Annotated in this window: 17 protein-coding genes; 11 read left to right on the forward strand and 6 right to left on the reverse strand. The window is 55.4% G+C overall.

Annotated features, from left to right (window positions below):
- Position 1 precedes the first annotated feature (1 nt).
- From FHX15_RS31805 to wrbA, 5 genes are all read right to left on the reverse strand, one after another.
- The gene (locus FHX15_RS31805; protein ID WP_184400650.1) at positions 2 to 625 is read right to left on the reverse strand and encodes an NAD(P)H-dependent oxidoreductase; all 624 of its coding nucleotides are present in this window, start codon (positions 623 to 625) and stop codon (positions 2 to 4) included.
- A 373-nt stretch (positions 626 to 998) separates the two neighbouring features.
- Complete coding sequence (locus FHX15_RS22890) at positions 999 to 1,370, reverse strand: response regulator transcription factor (RefSeq protein ID WP_184400651.1); 372 nt, start codon at positions 1,368 to 1,370, stop codon at positions 999 to 1,001.
- A 66-nt stretch (positions 1,371 to 1,436) separates the two neighbouring features.
- The gene (locus FHX15_RS22895) at positions 1,437 to 2,075 is read right to left on the reverse strand and encodes a response regulator transcription factor (protein WP_184400652.1); all 639 of its coding nucleotides are present in this window, start codon (positions 2,073 to 2,075) and stop codon (positions 1,437 to 1,439) included.
- A gap of 86 nt (positions 2,076 to 2,161) precedes the next feature.
- Entirely contained in the window at positions 2,162 to 4,234 is a 2,073-nt protein-coding gene (locus FHX15_RS22900; RefSeq protein WP_184400653.1) for an ATP-binding protein, read from the reverse strand.
- A gap of 271 nt (positions 4,235 to 4,505) precedes the next feature.
- Positions 4,506 to 5,135: an NAD(P)H:quinone oxidoreductase gene (gene wrbA, locus FHX15_RS22905; RefSeq protein ID WP_184400654.1), complete on the reverse strand. Its 630-nt coding sequence runs from the start codon at positions 5,133 to 5,135 to the stop codon at positions 4,506 to 4,508.
- Positions 5,136 to 5,479: 344 nt separating this feature from the next.
- Here wrbA and FHX15_RS22910 point away from each other — a divergent pair, with 344 nt between their 5' ends.
- The 11 genes from FHX15_RS22910 (at position 5,480) to FHX15_RS22960 (ending at position 17,169) form a co-directional block, all read left to right on the forward strand.
- A complete protein-coding gene (locus tag FHX15_RS22910) occupies positions 5,480 to 6,634 on the forward strand; it encodes a VOC family protein (protein WP_281413827.1) in 1,155 nt (384 codons plus the stop codon).
- A gap of 35 nt (positions 6,635 to 6,669) precedes the next feature.
- Complete coding sequence (locus FHX15_RS22915) at positions 6,670 to 7,788, forward strand: iron-containing alcohol dehydrogenase (RefSeq protein ID WP_184400656.1); 1,119 nt, start codon at positions 6,670 to 6,672, stop codon at positions 7,786 to 7,788.
- Between the two features lie 4 nt (positions 7,789 to 7,792).
- Positions 7,793 to 9,157, forward strand: a complete 1,365-nt coding sequence (locus tag FHX15_RS22920; protein WP_184400657.1) for an amidase — start codon at positions 7,793 to 7,795, stop codon at positions 9,155 to 9,157.
- A 21-nt stretch (positions 9,158 to 9,178) separates the two neighbouring features.
- Complete coding sequence (locus tag FHX15_RS22925; RefSeq protein ID WP_184400658.1) at positions 9,179 to 9,607, forward strand: CBS domain-containing protein; 429 nt, start codon at positions 9,179 to 9,181, stop codon at positions 9,605 to 9,607.
- Positions 9,608 to 9,708: 101 nt separating this feature from the next.
- Complete coding sequence (locus FHX15_RS22930) at positions 9,709 to 10,329, forward strand: glutathione S-transferase family protein (protein WP_184400659.1); 621 nt, start codon at positions 9,709 to 9,711, stop codon at positions 10,327 to 10,329.
- Between the two features lie 102 nt (positions 10,330 to 10,431).
- Positions 10,432 to 11,892: a mechanosensitive ion channel family protein gene (locus FHX15_RS22935; protein WP_184400660.1), complete on the forward strand. Its 1,461-nt coding sequence runs from the start codon at positions 10,432 to 10,434 to the stop codon at positions 11,890 to 11,892.
- A gap of 143 nt (positions 11,893 to 12,035) precedes the next feature.
- Positions 12,036 to 12,749 carry a nitroreductase gene (locus tag FHX15_RS22940; RefSeq protein ID WP_184400661.1) on the forward strand — a complete coding sequence of 238 codons (714 nt, stop codon included), beginning with the start codon at positions 12,036 to 12,038 and terminating at the stop codon, positions 12,747 to 12,749.
- 107 nt (positions 12,750 to 12,856) lie between these two features.
- On the forward strand, positions 12,857 to 13,780 hold the full coding sequence (locus tag FHX15_RS22945; RefSeq protein ID WP_184400662.1) for a LysR substrate-binding domain-containing protein: 924 nt from the start codon (positions 12,857 to 12,859) through the stop codon (positions 13,778 to 13,780).
- A 127-nt stretch (positions 13,781 to 13,907) separates the two neighbouring features.
- Positions 13,908 to 14,390, forward strand: coding sequence for an Rrf2 family transcriptional regulator (locus FHX15_RS31810; RefSeq protein WP_409527029.1), 483 nt, complete (start codon positions 13,908 to 13,910; stop codon positions 14,388 to 14,390).
- Positions 14,308 to 15,300 (forward strand): LysR family transcriptional regulator, encoded by a 993-nt coding sequence (locus FHX15_RS22955; RefSeq protein WP_210290812.1) that lies wholly within the window; start codon positions 14,308 to 14,310, stop codon positions 15,298 to 15,300. The genes FHX15_RS31810 and FHX15_RS22955 overlap by 83 nt, the downstream gene beginning before the upstream one ends.
- Before the next feature lie 354 nt (positions 15,301 to 15,654).
- Entirely contained in the window at positions 15,655 to 17,169 is a 1,515-nt protein-coding gene (locus FHX15_RS22960) for a sensor histidine kinase (protein WP_246779036.1), read from the forward strand.
- Here FHX15_RS22960 and FHX15_RS22965 read toward each other — a convergent pair.
- Entirely contained in the window at positions 17,159 to 17,521 is a 363-nt protein-coding gene (locus tag FHX15_RS22965; RefSeq protein ID WP_184400666.1) for a response regulator, read from the reverse strand. The two genes, FHX15_RS22960 and FHX15_RS22965, sit on opposite strands and share 11 nt — an antisense overlap.
- Positions 17,522 to 17,534: the final 13 nt, after the last annotated feature.

Raw genomic sequence — 17,534 nt, forward strand, 5'->3', positions numbered from 1 at the left:
GTCAACGGTAGCGAGACCACAATTCATGTATTGCCTCATGCGTTGTCTCAGGTGCTATTTCTTGAAGGACATCAAGCCCTTGAGGCAACGCGTAGCGGCCGTTGTTTCCTTCCAGCGACGCAAAGAATTCGATGCTAGTTATGCCCATCGCGGCAAAAATCGTGCGAAGGTAAGGACGCAAGAAGTCAGGCCCGCTGCCCACTTCAAGGGCCTGGGAAAGGCTGACGAATACAGGTCGATCGGAGAGTAGGCCGACCATCCTGTTGTCAACGTAACGGAACGTCCTATTGGGTCTCACGACGTGGTCAATCCATGCCTTTAGGGCGGACGGTACTGTTAGGTTATGCATAGGGGTAGCGAGCACGATGGCTTCGCTTTCGACGACTTCCTCGATGAGTTCGTCGGATAGCAGCCGTGATCCTATGGGTTCCTCAATCCGCGAATGCGTCCGCGATGAAATCGAAAACTCACGATCGATGTGCGGTATATTAGAGTCGTTCAGGCATCGAACGATTACCTCTATTTCGCTGGCTGATGCGACCAGCCTATCAATCATTTGGCGGGAGAGACCAGCACTCGCAGAGGCGTGTCCTCGGGGGCTACAGATCAAATGCAAGATCTTCATGACCTTTCATTTTCGGCGTTTTCTATTTCGGAAGGGCGATCGGATACAGCTTTCCCGCTGCCGAAGGAAAACCCATCGGGGTATGCCTGCGGCACATAGGTCGGGGTGACAGGTGGCTCAGACCCCTGGCCCTGAGGGAGCTCAGTTGAAGTCCCCTTCCACAGGGATTTCATAAGGTTGATGAGGCTTCTGAAGCCTCGCTCTCCAAACACGATTTGGTACTCCTGTTGCAATGAACAGGAAAATTACGCGCTTCCCACGATGATATGCACTATACGTCAGTTTGTGCGGCTAACCGTGATATGAGTGTTCTTCGCATTCGGATGCCGCCTGTCGATGCGGAGGCAGTCCCCGGTTGTGCTATACGTGGGCTTCAATGCCGGCTCTTTGTGGAGATGAAAGCAAGCAAGTCGGTTGAGTTGATAGGCTTTTCCAGAAAGCCTGCAGCGCCGCCGTTCACTACCGCCGCTTTGGTCCGAGTGTCGGCGAACGAGGTCATGATGCATACTGGAGGGCCTCCTTGCTTGACCAGCGACTCCAAAAGCTGAAGGCCGCTGGTGCCTGGCATTTTAAGGTCGGCGAGAACGCAATGCACTTTGCTCACATCACCGGACGCCAGGAATTCGTCGGCGGAACAGTAGGTCATGCTGCGAATACCGATCGCGTCGAAGAAGTCATGGAGTGACTCCAACAGAAAGCGATCATCATCAACTATGGCGACCATCGTGTGGGGCTTGGGACGCATTGAACCTCTGATTGTGTCGCTGGCCCTGCTGGGCCTGATTTCGATTGTTGCCTGGAGGTTTAAGACCTAGCTGATGAGTTCATATTGCCGAACAAGGTCGGCCAAAGATTTTGCGTGCATCTTTCGCATCACGCTACCACGATGAAGCTTGACCATGATCTCGCTGATCCCCAGCTCAAATGCGATCTGCTTGTTCATTAGGCCACTGACCACCAGCCCGAAGATCTGTGTCTCGCGCTGCGTAAGGGTGTTTGCGCGGGATTGGATTTCTATGCGGTGGTACCTTTCCTGCTGTTGGTCGCGATCCAAGCAAAAGGCAGCTTCGATGGCGTTAAGCAGATCTATGGTGCGGAGCGGCTTCTGAAGAAAGTCTACCGCGCCGGCCTTCATCGCGGTTACGCTTGTCGCGACATCGCCATGTGCGGTCATGAAGATTACGGGCAGATCGAACCCGTTAGCATGCAGTTTCGCCTGAAACTCGATACCATCGACCCCTGGAAGGCGGACATCGAGGAGAACACATCCCGAGTCGGCCTTTGAAGCCCTTTCAAAAAACGAAGCCGCGTCCTCGAACGCTTCTGCCTCTATATCGAGCGATTGGAAGAGATCTAGGAGCGATAGACGAAACTGTTCGTCGTCCTCGACAATATGGACGACCTGTCGCTGTACCAAAGGGGGCTCGACGGATTTGGCAGCGTCTGCCATGACAGGTCCTCCAACCGGAATTGATGGCATCGGATCAGGGTGCATTCTACCGCTCATTCCTCCTCGGACAAGTAAACTAATGTTTGCTATCTGTTTGCAATCAAACGAGGAATTGTTTCAATTGCAACTTCTCGCGAGGCGTCGACGATCGGCAACGTTACTCGAAAGACCGCGCCACGGGTCCCATCGTTTTCAGCCCAGATCGCACCACCGTGATCGCCAATGATCGATCGGCAAATTGCGAGCCCCATTCCCATCCCGTCGGCCTTTCGCGAAAAGAAGCCGTCGAAGATCTTCTCTAAGTCATTGGCTTGTATGCCTCCTCCGGTGTCCCTGACTATGAGAACTATCTTGTTTGCGGATTGGTCTGTCTCAACAGAGATTTCACGGATGCGGGGATTGTTGGCCACTATTGCTTGAATGCCGTTGATCAAAAGGTTGACCACGACCTGCTGGAGCTGGACGCGGTCTCCTTTGATCTGGGGAAGTCCGCCGGGGAGCCTGGCCGTAACCGCTATGTGATGCGTCTGGGTCTCCGATCGCACAAATAGGGCCGCCTCCCGTACGATGTCATTGATATCGACGACATCGCGAACAGGATCGGATTTTACCGCCATGTCCTTTATTCGTCGGATGACTTCATTCGCTCGATGGGCGTTCTCCATGATCCGCGCCATAATCGACTTAACCTTGGGAAGATTTGGTTCCTCTCGGGCGAGCCACCGAATTCCCGTGTCAACGTCAGTGACGATGACTGAAAGCGGCTGACGTACTTCGTGCGCAATCGACGTCACCAATTCACCGAGAGCGGAAATGCGAGCAGCATGGGCGAAATCGGCTTCGATCTTCCTGAGTTGCTGCTCAATACGACGCTGTTCTGTGACGTCGATCATCATGATCAATGTTTTGTCCAGCTTCTCCGGATATTGAGGGAACGTAACGTAAAATAGAACGTCGAGTAGCTCGCCATCGAACGTACGGATTTTCATTTCCTCGCTGTAGTTCCGTCCGCCTCCGAAGTGAGCAATGACTACACGAGAAGCGGCATCCGGTGTGCCGGCGAAGAGATATGATACGTCTTGCAGAAAGTCTTCTCTTCTGGTCCCTCGGAAGAGACGCATCGCGCTCTCGTTGATCTCCGTAACGACGACTGCCTCGCTGGCAAAACGCACTAAGTCGGGTTGCTCCGAAAGGTAAGCCTCGATGTTGTCTATGCCGGACGCCTTGAGATTTTCGATAACACCACTCATGACGCGAGCATCCACCTGCCAGACGGGAAGGGGTATGTTGTCGATCAGATTTCGGTAGCGCTGCTCAATTGCTGCGATTTCCCAATGGGTCTCGAGATCGCTCCACGATCCAGTCACGCTGACCGAAATGAGTGAGGGATGCTCGGGGCTCGCACGCCATACGCTAAGCGTATCGGCTCCGACGATCCGTCTAATAATTGGAATATCGCTCTCTGCCTTCAGCAGCATGGCGAGTGTCATATCCAACAGGGCATCCCTGTGGTTCTTCGGCCAGCAGCGGTATGCGCTTTTGCCAATGACTGCAGCTGGAGAGCCCTCATTTGCAAACAGTTTGGCGGCGGTGAGGTTTAAGTCTTTGATTTTGAGATAGTCAGCCAAGAAGCGGGGGTCCGAAGCGGATAGATGGTTTGCTCCGCCTTCGCCGCTACTGGCCATTTTCCGGAGTGCCGCGGTTGCGCTGGATATATCAATACTCCAGACTGCCACCCAGTCCCTCTGGATGCCGACCGAATCCCCTTCGACTATGCGCGGATCTGCTTGCCGACCAAGTTCGATAAAGAAATCCGCGTTGTTTGCTTCGGCTCGATGACGTCTCACTCGGATTTCGACAAGCAACGGTATCCCATCCGCCGTGCGTCGTTGGACGATACCCTGCCAAGAGCGTTTCGAGTCTACGTGGTCCGGCCTGAGTCCATCAATTGACTCCCCGAACAGTTCAGCCGCTGTCTTTCCGATTGCTTCCGAATTTACGACACCGTAAAGCAGATGGGACGCCTCGTTCCAATGAACGATGCGTCCTTCCGCGTCATAGATAACAATGCTTTCGCTCGACGCGTCGGCGATCTCTACGACCAAGCTGTCCATGGCGCGCTTCGCTGAATCGATCTTTTTGTTAGCTCTTTCGGCCATCCGACTTCTTCAAGAGCCCAGTCAAGGCCTTAGACTCCGAGTGAACCATGGTGTTGGTGCTGTCTTTGCTCGAAGGCGAATTGAAAGGGCGTAAAATCTTCGAGAAATCGTGGACGCAATACGATTGTCCGAGTTCACCCATCGAGCGCCAAACAGACAGCGCGAGGCCGGCGAGCCTCCGCGGCAGTGTTCTTTTCCGACTGAAGCTGGACTTTGACATGCCTACCTCGGCTGGCAGACTAAGTGCCCATGGCACACCATCTTGTTATTGTCAGGCGGCAGCGCTTGGAATTTTTGCATGTAGCAGGCCGCGAGTTACCGACGTCACTCGACGCCCCTGGAAGCGTGCGACCGCCAAATGGTCGTCGTCCGGCCTCAGGCTATCGCGGGCGGAGACGTGTGTTGCGCCGTAGGGCGTGCCAGCCTTGAACATCGCCGGGTCCGCGTAGCCAAGTGGAACGATGATAAGCCCCAGATGTGCCATCGGGGTGTAAATGGATAGGAGTGTGGACTCGTTTCCGCCGTGCAGAGACGAGGTCGAGCCGAAAACCGAGCCAACCTTGCCATTGAGTTTTCCTTGGAACCAGAGGCCGCCGAGACCATCGATATAGGCCTTGAGTTCGGAGGAGATGGATCCAAAGCGCGTAGGCGTCCCGAACACAATCGCATCCGCCCACTCGGCGTCCGCCTCGCTCGGAGCTTCGTATTTCTGGTTCATAGCCTGCGCGTTCTCGCGCCAGCCCGGCACCTGGGACATAATTTCATCGCCGACAAATTCGCGCGTGCGACGAAGACGTACCTCCGCGCCCTCCTCGATTGCTCCCTGAGCGATCGCATTTGCGAGAATTTCGGTCGAGCTGTTCCGCGAATAGAATGCGATCAGCACCTTTGGTTTTGACATATCTGCCTCCGGGTTTCGCTGTTAGCTCATGCCACAGCCGTGCCTGGAAAATGGAGAACCTCAACGGGAGCAAGAAGCCGTCAAAAGCCGGAATGTGCGTCCAAAAATTTGGACGATCCTCCACAATGACGCTTTCCGCGGGAATCTACGCGTCGAATCTCGGTCCCCGGTAGGGCCTGCCAGGCAATCCCACACCGACAGTGCGGCTTGCGTCCATGATTTTGGACGCTCCGTTTCTGTCGCGCGGACTTCAGGTGGCGAAAACCTGGACATACGGTTGCAGTCGATCGAGCCAGCCGAGGCCGAGAACGAAGGAAAAATAGCAAAGGTGGAACATGAACCAGATGGTCATCAGAGGCGTCAACAGCCAGACTTTCGTTGCAGCCAATATCAGGCGGACTGAGGACTTCTATAGCAGGGTTCTCGGCTTGTCGGTCGTAAAGAGGACGGTTCATCACCATGACGCCCGCCTTCCGATCGTCACCTTTGGTTTCCAGTCGTTCGGAAGTGAGCCACAGCGTGGCGAAACCATCACGTATATCGAGTGGAATCCCATTTTTTATATGATGCCGGATGGAGGTTTCGTCGAAGAGAATGCCACCCGTGACGGCGTCGCGAATCCTCGGGTCGGGGATCCCAAGGGACGTTGGGGTGCCGGTACGAACCATCATCTTGCTCTGCACGTGCCGAACAGGGACGGTCTCCTAAAGTGGAAGCGCCGCCTTTCCGGTCACGGCGTTCATGTGACCGGACCCTACAATAGGCACTACTTCCATGCGATCTACCTGCGCGATCCCGACGGCGCAATTATCGAAATCGCGACGACGGAGCCCGGCTTCGGCCACGACGAGGCCGTCCTCGGCTCAGGGTTTCGCCCGCAACCTAAGGAAAACCTGATCGGTGGTCGCGACGAATTACAGGTCGCCCTTGAAACCTGGCCCCGGCCGGTGCCCCAAATCACATCCGATTTCGCCCTTCGAGGCTTTCATCACATCACATCTATTTCGAGCAATGCGGAGAGAACCGAGAACTTCTTCGTGGAGAAGGTGGGACTTAGACTCATCAAGAAGACCGACTATCTCGACGAGAAAGGCGGAACCCACTTCTATTACGCCTGCGACGAGGACCTATCGCCCGGTTCTGTGCTGACCTTCTTCGGTCTGCCCGGATATAGGAGTGGCCGGCTTGGTACCGGACTTTCGCATCACTTTGCGTTGGAAGTAGAAAACGATGCCGCTCTCGCCGACGAACATGCGCGGTTTAAGAAAGTCGGTATCGACGTGTCGACGATCCAGGACACGGTATACGCACGCCAGTTCCTTTTCCGTGATCCGGATGGCCATATTTGCGCACTGTCCACCCCGAACCGCTTTACGATAGACGAAGACGCCGCCCTCTTAGGTCAGAAGCTATGTCTTCCGGAGCATCTGGAAAGCGAACGCCGCAAGATCGAACGTCATATCACGTACCGTCCCGCACCTGTGCCGGTACTGCCGTAAACGACGACGAGCCCCCTGGATGGCAGGAGTGAAACATGCAGCAGCTTGATTTTCTACCGCAAGAGAAAGTCGTCTGGGGCCGCCAAGTCCTTTCCGACGCCCTGACGAAACTTGGTCGCTACGGCATCGATAGGCCAATATTGTTCACGGTGGGGCCGCTGGCTGAGCTCGCCAACGAGGTGGTCGCCGCCTCGGGCTCCGACGTCGTTGGCGAGTTCGTAGATTTCCCGCCGCATGTTCCCGAAACTACCGTGAACGACGCTCTGCGGGCTTGCGAAGGCACTGGGGCCAAATCGATCATAGCCCTTGGAGGAGGCTCGGTACTCGACGCCGCAAAAGCCGTATCGCACTTCCATCAACTGCGGCACGGAAGTCATCTCCCGATCGTCGCCCTCCCCACCACATTGTCGGGCTCGGAATTTTCGCATTATTTCGGCGTGACCGAAATGGTAGGGGCGGTCAAGTTCAAGCGAAGCTATGCAGTCAGGGAGACCGCTCCGCGGGTCGTGATCATCGACCCCGAACTAATCCGTGGAACACCCCGCAGGTTGCTGCTCTCTTCGGCGATCAAGGGGATCGACCATGCCGTTGAAGGGATGCGGCTGGTCGAGCCAGACCACCCGCACGCGATTCTTGCGGCCAGCGGTGTGTCTCGTTTTTTGACAGTCCTCAATCGATGGCCGTCGGGCGTCGAAACAAAACTAGCGTTCGACGCCGGATCGATCACGCCCGACGACCTCCTTCAACTCCAGTTGGCTGCCTGGCAATGCTATTTCTTTCCAGCATCCGTGATTTATGGCTTGAGCCACCGTATAGGTCACATTCTCGGGGGAACGTTCGGCGTTCCGCACAGCCTGACGTCCTGCATCACGCTCGCGCCGGTCATCGCAGCGTGCGCGTCCTTCTACGGGGAAAAGCTGAGGATTTTTAACGGCCAAGCCTCCGGACGCGAAGCCGCCTCCGTTCTCTCAAGTGACATCGCTGGCGTTGTGACTTCACTCGGCTTGCCCTCGAAACTGAGGGATATTGGCTTCGACCGAAGCCTTCTCTCACACGTTGCCGAATTGCTGCTCGAAAACTATCCCCGGGAGGTTGACGATCTCGGTGTAGACGCTCGCGCCAAACTTGCCGACTTACTTGAGAGCCTCTGGTAGACGGATGGAAGCAGATATGCCCCACTCCTTGGCCGAACTGCTGGCAGATTACGCTGCAGGGCGGCGGCTGCCGTCCGAAGCAATTGAGGCGGCGATTGCAACCGCCCAAGAATGCCGCGCCGGGATCCGCGCGTTTGCGGAAATCGATGGCCGGAGGGCGAGGCTATCTGCAGCCGTGTCGGACGGTCGCTATCGAGACCAGACGGCTCGAGCACTCGAAGGTGTTCCGATCGGCGTTAAGGACCTTTTCGATACAGCCGGATTGGCAACGCGATACGGCTCGCCGGCTTATTCCGAGAACGTACCCGCTGCTGACGCTGAGATGGTCCGTATTCTAACGGAAAATGGGGCCATCATTGTCGGCAAGACGACCACCCATGAGTTCGCCTGGGGCGTCACAACGGCGAGCGAGCATTTTGGCGATACGCTGAATCCGTGGGATCACAACAGGATCCCTGGCGGTTCGAGCGGAGGGATGGCCGCGGCAATCGCTTACGGAGCGGTCAGCGCCGGGCTCGGCACGGACACTGGCGGCTCGGTCCGCATTCCCGCAGCTCTTTGCGGAGTTGTCGGCTTCAAGCCGACCTACGGGGTGCTATCTACCGAGGGCGTCTTTCCTCTTGCACCGTCACTGGACCACGTGGGGGTATTGGGTAGGTCTGTCAATGATGTGCGGGTGATCGCAGCTGCCCTCGGCATCAAGAGTAACTCGTTCCAGACTTCGCCGTGGCGATTAGGGATCCTTGATAGAACCGATGACCGTCCGATCTCGCCGGACGTCCGGCGCTCATTCGAGCTGGCCGTGTCCATCCTTGGAAGCCACTACAAGGTAGTTGAAACAAACTACCTGCCATCGTTTAGGCGGGGCTTCGAGGCGTTTGCGGGGATTGTACTTGCGGAAGGCGGGATCGTCCATTTCAGCCGGCACGATAGACAATACATCCAGGCAATGTATGGCGCTGAGACCGCCCTTCGACTTGCGTTGGCGGAAGGGGCAACGATTGGCACTTATGCGGAGAGCCAACAAACTCGCCGAGAATTCGTCTACCAACTCGAGTCCGCAATGAGCAATCTCGACTTTCTGCTTCTTCCAACATGCCCTTGCGCCGCTCCGCCACTGGGGACGGATCGAATCACAATCGGATCGTGGAACGGCAGCATCCGAGAAGCGCTGATGATGTACACCGCTCCGTTCAATTTAGCCGGAATGCCGGCGATATCTCTGCCGATGTTTCCGGCCGCGGTGGACGGAATGCCAATCGGATTGCAAATCGTGGCCGGTAGAGGACGCGATGAGGCGCTTCTGGCCTTCGCATCCGAGGTCGAGGCTCGTCTGGGTGTTCGTCCGAATGGCGATGAACGGAAATAATGGTCAGGGGAGGATGGCTAAATGTCTGTACAAGCGATTTTGATGGATAAGGGGTGCCACGTCGTAACCGCGGCTGGCACCGATACTGTAAAAGACGCTTGCCGTCTGCTTCACACGAACCACATCGGCGCAGTGGTGATCGTTGACCGCGAGAATCGGATCGAGGGTATATTCACCGAGAGGGACGTAGTCGCGGCCATAGCTCAGCGCGGTATCTCGTGTATGGATCTGCAGCTCTCCGAAGTTATGTGGAAGAACGTCTTCTCCTGTAGCCGATCGACGAGCATCAACCGCTTGATGGACATCATGAATAAACAAAAAGCTCGCCATCTCGCTGTGGAGCACGACGGTCGTCTGGCCGGTATAGTCTCGATCGGTGACGCTGTCAGGCACCACATCCGGGCCATCGAATACGAGGCGGAACACATAAGATCATACATCGCTGGTTGAAGTCGGCAGATCGGATTCAAACCGAAATTTGATAGCCATGCCTGGAGGTTAGGGGCTAGAGTGTTGACTCGTTGGACCGGAAAGGCGAGGGGACGCACGCGATGCTTAGACTCTATGACAGCCGTTATTCAGGCAATTCATGGAAGATAAGGATCCTGCTAAACCAACTGAAGATGCCTTTCGAGCGACGCACCCTCGATCTAGAGTCGGGCGAGACCAAGACCGACACTTTTTACAAGTTGAGCCGCTTCAGTCGTGTCCCAGTTCTGGAACTCGAAGACGGACGGAGTGTAGTCGAGTCGGCTGCAATTCTTCTTTATCTAAGCGAAGGTACGCAGTACCTTTACGACGATCCGTATTTGCGGTCCCAAGTCATAGGCTGGATGTTTTTCGAGCAAGGAGACCTCCAACGCTTTCTCGCTATGGCGAGAGTCTACCATATTCGCGGCTTAGCCGACAAAATGTCCCAACAGATCGAGCGGCTCCACGCTGACGGTTATCTGGGGCTTGAAAAGCTGGAGCGCTGGCTTGCCAGCCATGAGTGGCTGGTGGGGGAACGATACACAGTGGCCGATTTGGCGGTTTTTGCGTACGTTTCGCTGGCCCATCAGGGAATGTATGAGATGGAGCGATTTGTTGGCATTTGCTCATGGCTCCGACGGGTTAAGGCCCAACCAGGGTGGATCGATATATTCGATCAGAGCCCCTACCAATTGGTTTAATATCGAGACAGCCTAACAGGGGATAGACTCCGACCAAGAATCCTCTGAGAGGCGACGGGCAAAGGGCCTTACTCGCATAGCTCGTCGCGAACATTGGTCCGCATGTCTCAATACACGATTGTCTTTACCGCCTTGATCAATTTGCTCGGTATCGCGGGCATTGTCGTGTGGCACCTCCAGGGTCGGTCCCGGCCAAACGAAAGACTCATAACTCAGATTGTCTTTTTCCTGGCAATGACCGCAACTCTTGTTTGCGCACGCATCATGCCTTTTCGGTTCGACGCGCCCCACCTGGATGGAACCGGCACGCTCGTCGTGATGGCGAAGATACTGTGGTGGACACACCTTTCTTGGGCCACGATCGGGTTCGTGAGGATCTACATCGTGCTGGACGGAAGGCCGCGGGAAGCGCGCCTTATACAGGACCTGCTAGTTGCCATCGTCTATCTCGGGGTGTTGCTTTCTGTCATGGCCTTCGTTTTCGGAGTGCCAATCGGAACCATTCTTGCCACTTCGGGCGTGTTCGCGATCATTCTCGGTCTCGCGCTGCAGAACACTCTTGGCGACGTTTTCTCGGGCATCGCCTTGACTCTCGGGAGACCCTATACGATCGGAGACTGGATATTGCTCCCTGATGGCACTGAAGGGCGGGTGGTCGCCAGCAATTGGCGTTCGACCTATCTCCTCACCGGTGCCAAGAATCAGGTTGTGATGCCGAACAGCGTTCTCGCAAAGCAGGGATTGACGAATGTCAGTAAGCCCGACGAAGCGCATCAGCTGGTTCTAGGGGTTCGCATCGTCCCGACACGCGCACCTGCCTTTGTGCTCAGAGTGATGTTGGACGCCCTAAGCAGCTGCAACAGCATTATCCAGGAGCCACCACCGAGTGTGTCCCTCATCGGAATCGACGCAGCCGCAATCGAGATTCAGCTCTTCTTCAGCGTTACCTCCTTAGCTCACCGAAGTAGTGCCAAGAATGAGATCATCGATTTGGTATATAGGCATTGCATTGCCAACGGGCTTGCCCTGGCAAGCCCGCCGGGAACCCAGATCATTTCAGACGGGCAGATCACCGTTCCAAAGACTTCAACGCTGACGTTGTTGAAGTCGATCGCGCTTTTCTCGGATCTGACAGAGGAGGAGCAACACGCAATCGCCGCCGGCGCGATCGAAAAGAGGGCGTCCTCGGGGGAGGAGCTGTTGGCGAAGGGGTCGGTCTCCGACAGGCTGCTGATCATTCGAGAGGGAGTCGCGTTGCGGCGCGATCAAGACGAGATCGTAGCGAGGCTAGCGCCGGGCGATGTCCTCGGCGCTTGGGGGGTATTTGCAGGCCAGCCCGAAAGCAGCCAATCTCTTACACTGACACCGGTCACCTTCTATCAGATCGAGAAGTCGGTATTCGATAGCCTCGTTGTGGATCGACCGCGCTTAATCGAGGACCTAGCGGGACGACTCCATCGACATGGATCACATAGCGACACCGGAGCGCCTCCTCCGAACCATTCGGACGGCACACGCGCAGACCTTGTACACGCGATAAGGAGCATGTTCGGAGCGCACTAACCTTCGCGCTTGGCGGCGAGAATGTCCGGCGCTTTAGAACCATCGTTCAAGTCGTTGGACCATGCGTACAAGCTCAGGAACTTCTAAAACTCAAAAGAGCTATTACTCTTCTCAACAGCTCAAAAAAAGAAAGGGGAGCTGTCATGCAGGTCAATCTGAAATGGGACAAATCCGATATCAACGGAGCAAGTATTGTCGACCAAATAATGATGGAAAGGCGGGCCAAACGCGGCTTTCTGAGCACGCCCGTCCCCCACGAAACCGTCAACGACATCCTCAATGCAGCTCGCTATGCTCCCAGTTCCAGCAATACCCAGCCGTGGCGGTGTTACGTACTAACTGGTAGCGCGAGAGATCGCATCACATCAAAAGCAGTCGAGATCTTTCGGGCAGGTCCGGAAAAGTTGGCACCGGAATATCCGTTCTTCCCGCAGCCGTTGCATGACCCATTCATCGGTCGCTTCAATCAATTCCGTGGCCAACTAGGCGATGCGGTTGGCGTTCCTCGGAGTGATAAGTACGGCAGACTCAAGGACGTCGAGCGCCAGTTCAGATTCTTCGGAGCCCCTGTGGGTATGATTTTCACGATGGATAGGAAGCTCGAATGGGCGAGCTTCATCTGCTACGGGTGTTTTTTGCAGAATCTGATGCTTGCGACCAAGGCAAGAGGATTGGACACATGTGCACAGCAGATTTGGTCGCTGCAGCACCAATTGCTCCGCAGTGAGCTCGGATTTCCCGAGTCTGACATGGTGATTGCGGGCATGTCGTTGGGCTGGGCCGACAACACGCTCCCTGAAAACAATATGGTCAATAACAAGCTAACGATCGAAGACTTCGTCGAATTCGTAAGCTGAACGCATCAGCCACTTGACGTCACACTACCAAGCCGCCGATTAATTGGTCGTCGCGATGTCTCGCGAGGACCTTTTCGTGCTTATATGCGCCAAAGTGATAGGTGCCAATGCTCGACCTCAAAGATGTGTACTTCTTTGTTCAAGTCGTAGACCGCGGCGGTTTTACTGCAGCCGGCGAAAGCCTTCGCGTACCAAAGTCAACCCTAAGTCATAGGGTCCGGGAACTTGAGGACTCCTTGGGCGTGCGGCTGATCAACCGCACATCCAGACAATTCGGCATGACGGACGTGGGGGCGGAGTTCTATCAATATGCCCTTCACATGCTCCAATCGGCAGACACCGCCGAGGAGTTCGTCCGGCAGAGGCTACACGAGCCCAGCGGTACTATTCGGATCACGACAGCGGTCGAGATAGCTCAATTCGCTCTTCGGGATCTCATCCCAACTTTTTTGAACAAACATCCCAAGGTGACGATTGTCGAAATCGCAACCGATCGGCTGGTCGACATGGTAGCAGAGGGGTTCGATTTAGCGCTCCGCGGCCATGTCGCATCCCTCCAGAATTCTACACTGGTTCAGAGAGGGATCGCTAGTGTGCCTTGGTATTTGTTCGCAAGTCCAGAATACCTGCGACAGGCGGGCGACCTGTCGAGGCCGGAAGACCTTTCGTCTCACTCCACGCTGGCCAACGACCGCCATGGAGCAGAGGTATGGCGGCTGAAAGGCCCGTTAGGTCAAGAGGTTGAAGTTCCCATAGAGCCAAGATTCCTAAGCAACAACATGATCGCTCTGAAGGAAGCGGCGTGCGCGAATCTTGGCGTCGCCGCGTTGCCTGGATACATATGTCGAGAGGAAATAGAGGCGGGGAGGTTATATCAAATATTGCCCGGGTGGATGGCCGCCGACGCTCGCATGAGCGCGCTCATGCCCTACAGGAACGGGCTTCTCCCGGCTGTGCGGTCGCTCGTCGATTTTCTCGCGGTCGAAGTCCCCAAGGTGACCGCATTCACTCCAAGATCATTGGACGGCTAAAGCAGAGCGCCGGATTCTGCTACCCAAACCTGAGTTTGCTACAAACAGAATGCCGACGCGGCTATTCTTGGCTGTCGACCAGCCAATCACGCGCGACGACATGAAATGCGCCATCTGGTGTAGAATTATGCGACTGCGGACGCAGATAAAACAGGCAATACACTGTCGTGGTCTTATTGCGGTTCGCTCTCGCGACTCTATGACGACAAGCATGCTTTCTGCGAGTTTCGACCTACCCAAGGACTCTCTTGTGAAGACACCACAGGCACTTGCTCACGTGAAGGTCATAACCGCCTCATGCGCTCCAGGTGGTGGTTACCGATTGCGCAGACACGCGCGGGGAAATGTCATCCTTGAAATCGTCAAAGCAATAGACGGTCGAATGGACAGCCCGAGCTTAAAAGGGCTCATACCTAGTGTTGATGAATCACTAACCCACACTGTAAGTCTGACAGTCGGACGGCTGATCGAAGAGGCTGAGGCGGCGTGGCAAGCGGTGATACCCAGACTAAGCGTCGAAGATCTGCTTGGGCGGGTCGATCCGAGATGGCAGGCGTTATACGGCGAAAGCCGAGAACAGGCGGATCTGGGTGTACGTTCTTCTAGGTGAAACCGCGGGATTGCTCGCGTTCTTTCGAACCGTTGAGACGGGTTCATTTACCGCAGCTGCACGTAGTATTGGAACGACGCCGTCATCCGCCTCAAAGGCTGTGTCGCGACTGGAGGCGGTTCTTGGCGCGAAGCTGTTCCGCCGCACCACAAGGACACTCACGCTAACACAAGAAGGGGAGGCGCTCTTCGAGCGTATACGCCCGATACTAGACCTTATCGAGCAGGCCCGTGATGTCGTTCTGTTAAATCAAAATACATCAGGTCACCTACGCGTAAGCCTGCCAGGTGAATTCGGCCGACAGCTTCTCGCACCCATTTTCGAGAAGTTCATGGCGGTGCATCCGGGTATATCACTGCAGTTGGATATGACTGACCGCCACGCCGAGGTCGTCCGAGATGGATATGATGCAGCATATCGCGTAGGCCATTCTGATCAGAATTCCCTTGTTTCCCGTACTCTTGCGCAGCTGGATATGGCCTTGGTGGCTTCGCCGAACTTCGAGGCGATACGAGGCAAGCCGGCGACTGTCGAAACGCTGCGCGAAATGCCCTTCGCGCGATACTCGATTGGTGGGCGGACCTATCCGGTTCAGTTTGCTGACGGAACGGAGTTCATCCCGAAGGGGCGACTAGATCTCGACACAGCCGCGGCAATCCATCAGGCGGCGAGATCGGGAATTGGGTTGGCATATGTCATCAAACTGATCGTGCAAGAAGACCTAGCTCGCGGCACGCTCTTTGAGGTGATCCCGTCGGCAGGCCTCAAGCGGATGCCGTTCCAAGTTCTGCATGCCTTTGGCAGGATGCCCACGCACCGTTTGCAGGTCTTTACCGAATTTGTAGCGGAGACCGTGAGAACGCTTCAAGAGCGCGACCTTAAATCCGATCCGGTTCAGTTTCAGGCATAACCAAGGTCGGCTTCCTTCAACAACGCGCAAGGTGTCCGCTTGAATCCGCCTCGCCCTTTCTCGAACGCAGTCACGCAACCAACTGTGTTGGAGATTACTGGTGTGCCTGGGGTGCCAGACCCCTGGGGACGCCCGTTTAGAATTGCTCTTCAACATGCTCGCCATTGACAATTTCCGCTTCTGAAACTGTGATAAAGGCTGCCCAGTGCCTCTGTAATCTGCTACCTAGAACTCTTAACCGTCACCACTACGTGACGATGTTCTTGCATAATTGAAGCGGCCGGGGCTATGCCAGGAAATTCTCTGCGATCGGCGATCAGTCGTGACAAATACTCGAATTCTCAACGAGTTGTTTTGGCCATCGCACTGACGCTCACGGTCGGCGTGGCAGTGTTGATATTTGCCGGAACAGCGCTGGCTTTTCTTCCTCTCATTGCAACAGTCTTGGTATCTTTCCGAGGGCAAACCTCTGGGATAATCAAATCTGGCATGGCAGCGGCGCTGTTGTGCTCTTTGTTGGTACTGTTAGCTTCTGGGGCCAACACGACGGTCTTAGACATCTTTTTCTTTCTAGCATCATCACTTTGTACGGTCGCCGCATTCGACTTCGTTTCCACCAACAGATCCGAAGGCAGCCATGCTGGGGTTGTCGTTGGCGACCGAGAGAAGGAATCGCTTGAGATCGTTGATTCCGACCGGAGCCTTGAGGCGCTGAGGGAAAGCGAACGCTCTCTAAGAGAGCTGGTCGAGACCCTACCCACGATGATTTATTGCGCTACGCCGGAAGGCAAGCCGATCTATCGCAGCAGAAAACTTCAGGAGTATCTCGGATTCCGTGTCGAAGACAAAGATGGAATTCGCGCGTCTCGGCTGGAGGCAACGCTCGATGCAATTATCCATCCTGACGACATCGATCTCGTAAGGCAACGCTACGCATATTCACTGCGCACTGGTGAGCCCTACCTCATGAAACATCGCCTAAGGAGATATGACGGAGAGTACCGGTGGGTGGAAACCCGGACAGCGCCGATGCGCAATGCGGAAGGTGTGATCATTCAATGGAATGGTGTTTGTGTTGATATCGATGACTGGGTTCGAGATCAGGAGCAACTCGGTGTCGCACAGCAAAACCTCGCGCGCGCGAGCCAGGCCGCCAGCCTTGCGGAGCTGACTGCTTCGATAGCCCATGAGGTCGGGCAGCCACTTGCGGCTATCGTCTCCAGTTCGGATGCGAGCCAACGTTGGCTTTCCGCGGATCCGCCGAATGTTGAGCGCGCACTCAAGGCTCTTGAGCGGGTAGTACGCAGCGCCGAAACAACGACGGATGTATTTAAGCGCGTGCGTGCACTTTTCAAACACACCAATGAAGCCAAACAGCCGAGTTCTGTCGAGGAGGTCATCAGTTCAGCGAAAGAGTTGGTTGTCGAGGAGGCTGTCCGTAGGAACGTGCAGCTGGAGGTGACCATAGAATCCGATCTCCCGACAGTCTTACTTGACCGCGTGCAGATCCAGCAGGTTCTTGTCAACCTGATAAGGAACGGCATGGAAGCCGGGCATATAGGCGCAGGGCGACCTAAGGTCTCGATTGCGGCCAATACGGACGGGAATACGATAAGGATTCGAGTCCGGGATAACGGCCCGGGGCTAGCGTCCGTCGATCAGGTGTTTGAACCATTCTTTACGACGAAGGCTGACGGGATGGGGATGGGCCTCGCCATTTGCAAATCCATTGTCGAAGCACATGGCGGGCGGCTTTGGGCGGAAAATGCTGACCCCACAGGAGCTACGTTTACCTTCATGATACCGCTAGACTCGGCCGCGTCGGAACCAAAACGAAAACTCGAAGGCCACGCCTCTGCTAGCGTTTAATCGCGGACTCGATCGCGGCCTTTAGCTCCTTTCCTCCGAATGGTTTAAAGAGGCAGGTTCCCGCAGATCTCGCCTCTGAGATGATAGCTTCCTGGGCATGCCCCGTCATAAACACAACAGGGATGGCAATCGACCGGCTCGTGAGCTCCGCGTTGAGCTCAACCCCATTCATTCCAGGCATCAAAATATCCAGAAGCAAGCAATCCGTCTGTAATTTAGGCAAAGAAGCTAGAAAGTCGTAGGCTGAAGCATACGAGGTTGGCGAGAAACCCAGAACCTCCAAAAGATCGGTCAATGATTCCCGCACCGATTGATCGTCATCGATGATCGTGATGATTGGTGGGGAGTGCATTTGGATATCGTCC

It is taken from the genome of Rhizobium sp. BK650 (assembly GCF_014195325.1).
Lineage (GTDB): Bacteria > Pseudomonadota > Alphaproteobacteria > Rhizobiales > Rhizobiaceae > Rhizobium.

What these genes read in the sequence shown, in the direction of transcription:
- FHX15_RS22910 (WP_281413827.1), top strand. Translation starts at nt 5,480, where the DNA reads ATGGTCATCAGAGGCGTCAACAGCCAGACTTTCGTTGCAGCCAATATC.
- FHX15_RS31805 (WP_184400650.1), bottom strand. Translation starts at nt 625, where the DNA reads ATGAAGATCTTGCATTTGATCTGTAGCCCCCGAGGACACGCCTCTGCG.
- FHX15_RS22900 (WP_184400653.1), bottom strand. Translation starts at nt 4,234, where the DNA reads ATGGCCGAAAGAGCTAACAAAAAGATCGATTCAGCGAAGCGCGCCATG.
- FHX15_RS22920 (WP_184400657.1), top strand. Translation starts at nt 7,793, where the DNA reads ATGGAAGCAGATATGCCCCACTCCTTGGCCGAACTGCTGGCAGATTAC.
- wrbA (WP_184400654.1), bottom strand. Translation starts at nt 5,135, where the DNA reads ATGTCAAAACCAAAGGTGCTGATCGCATTCTATTCGCGGAACAGCTCG.
- FHX15_RS31810 (WP_409527029.1), top strand. Translation starts at nt 13,908, where the DNA reads ATGCGACTGCGGACGCAGATAAAACAGGCAATACACTGTCGTGGTCTT.
- FHX15_RS22895 (WP_184400652.1), bottom strand. Translation starts at nt 2,075, where the DNA reads ATGGCAGACGCTGCCAAATCCGTCGAGCCCCCTTTGGTACAGCGACAG.
- FHX15_RS22890 (WP_184400651.1), bottom strand. Translation starts at nt 1,370, where the DNA reads ATGCGTCCCAAGCCCCACACGATGGTCGCCATAGTTGATGATGATCGC.
- FHX15_RS22945 (WP_184400662.1), top strand. Translation starts at nt 12,857, where the DNA reads ATGCTCGACCTCAAAGATGTGTACTTCTTTGTTCAAGTCGTAGACCGC.
- FHX15_RS22935 (WP_184400660.1), top strand. Translation starts at nt 10,432, where the DNA reads ATGTCTCAATACACGATTGTCTTTACCGCCTTGATCAATTTGCTCGGT.
- FHX15_RS22930 (WP_184400659.1), top strand. Translation starts at nt 9,709, where the DNA reads ATGCTTAGACTCTATGACAGCCGTTATTCAGGCAATTCATGGAAGATA.
- FHX15_RS22940 (WP_184400661.1), top strand. Translation starts at nt 12,036, where the DNA reads ATGCAGGTCAATCTGAAATGGGACAAATCCGATATCAACGGAGCAAGT.
- FHX15_RS22965 (WP_184400666.1), bottom strand. Translation starts at nt 17,521, where the DNA reads ATGCACTCCCCACCAATCATCACGATCATCGATGACGATCAATCGGTG.
- FHX15_RS22925 (WP_184400658.1), top strand. Translation starts at nt 9,179, where the DNA reads ATGTCTGTACAAGCGATTTTGATGGATAAGGGGTGCCACGTCGTAACC.
- FHX15_RS22915 (WP_184400656.1), top strand. Translation starts at nt 6,670, where the DNA reads ATGCAGCAGCTTGATTTTCTACCGCAAGAGAAAGTCGTCTGGGGCCGC.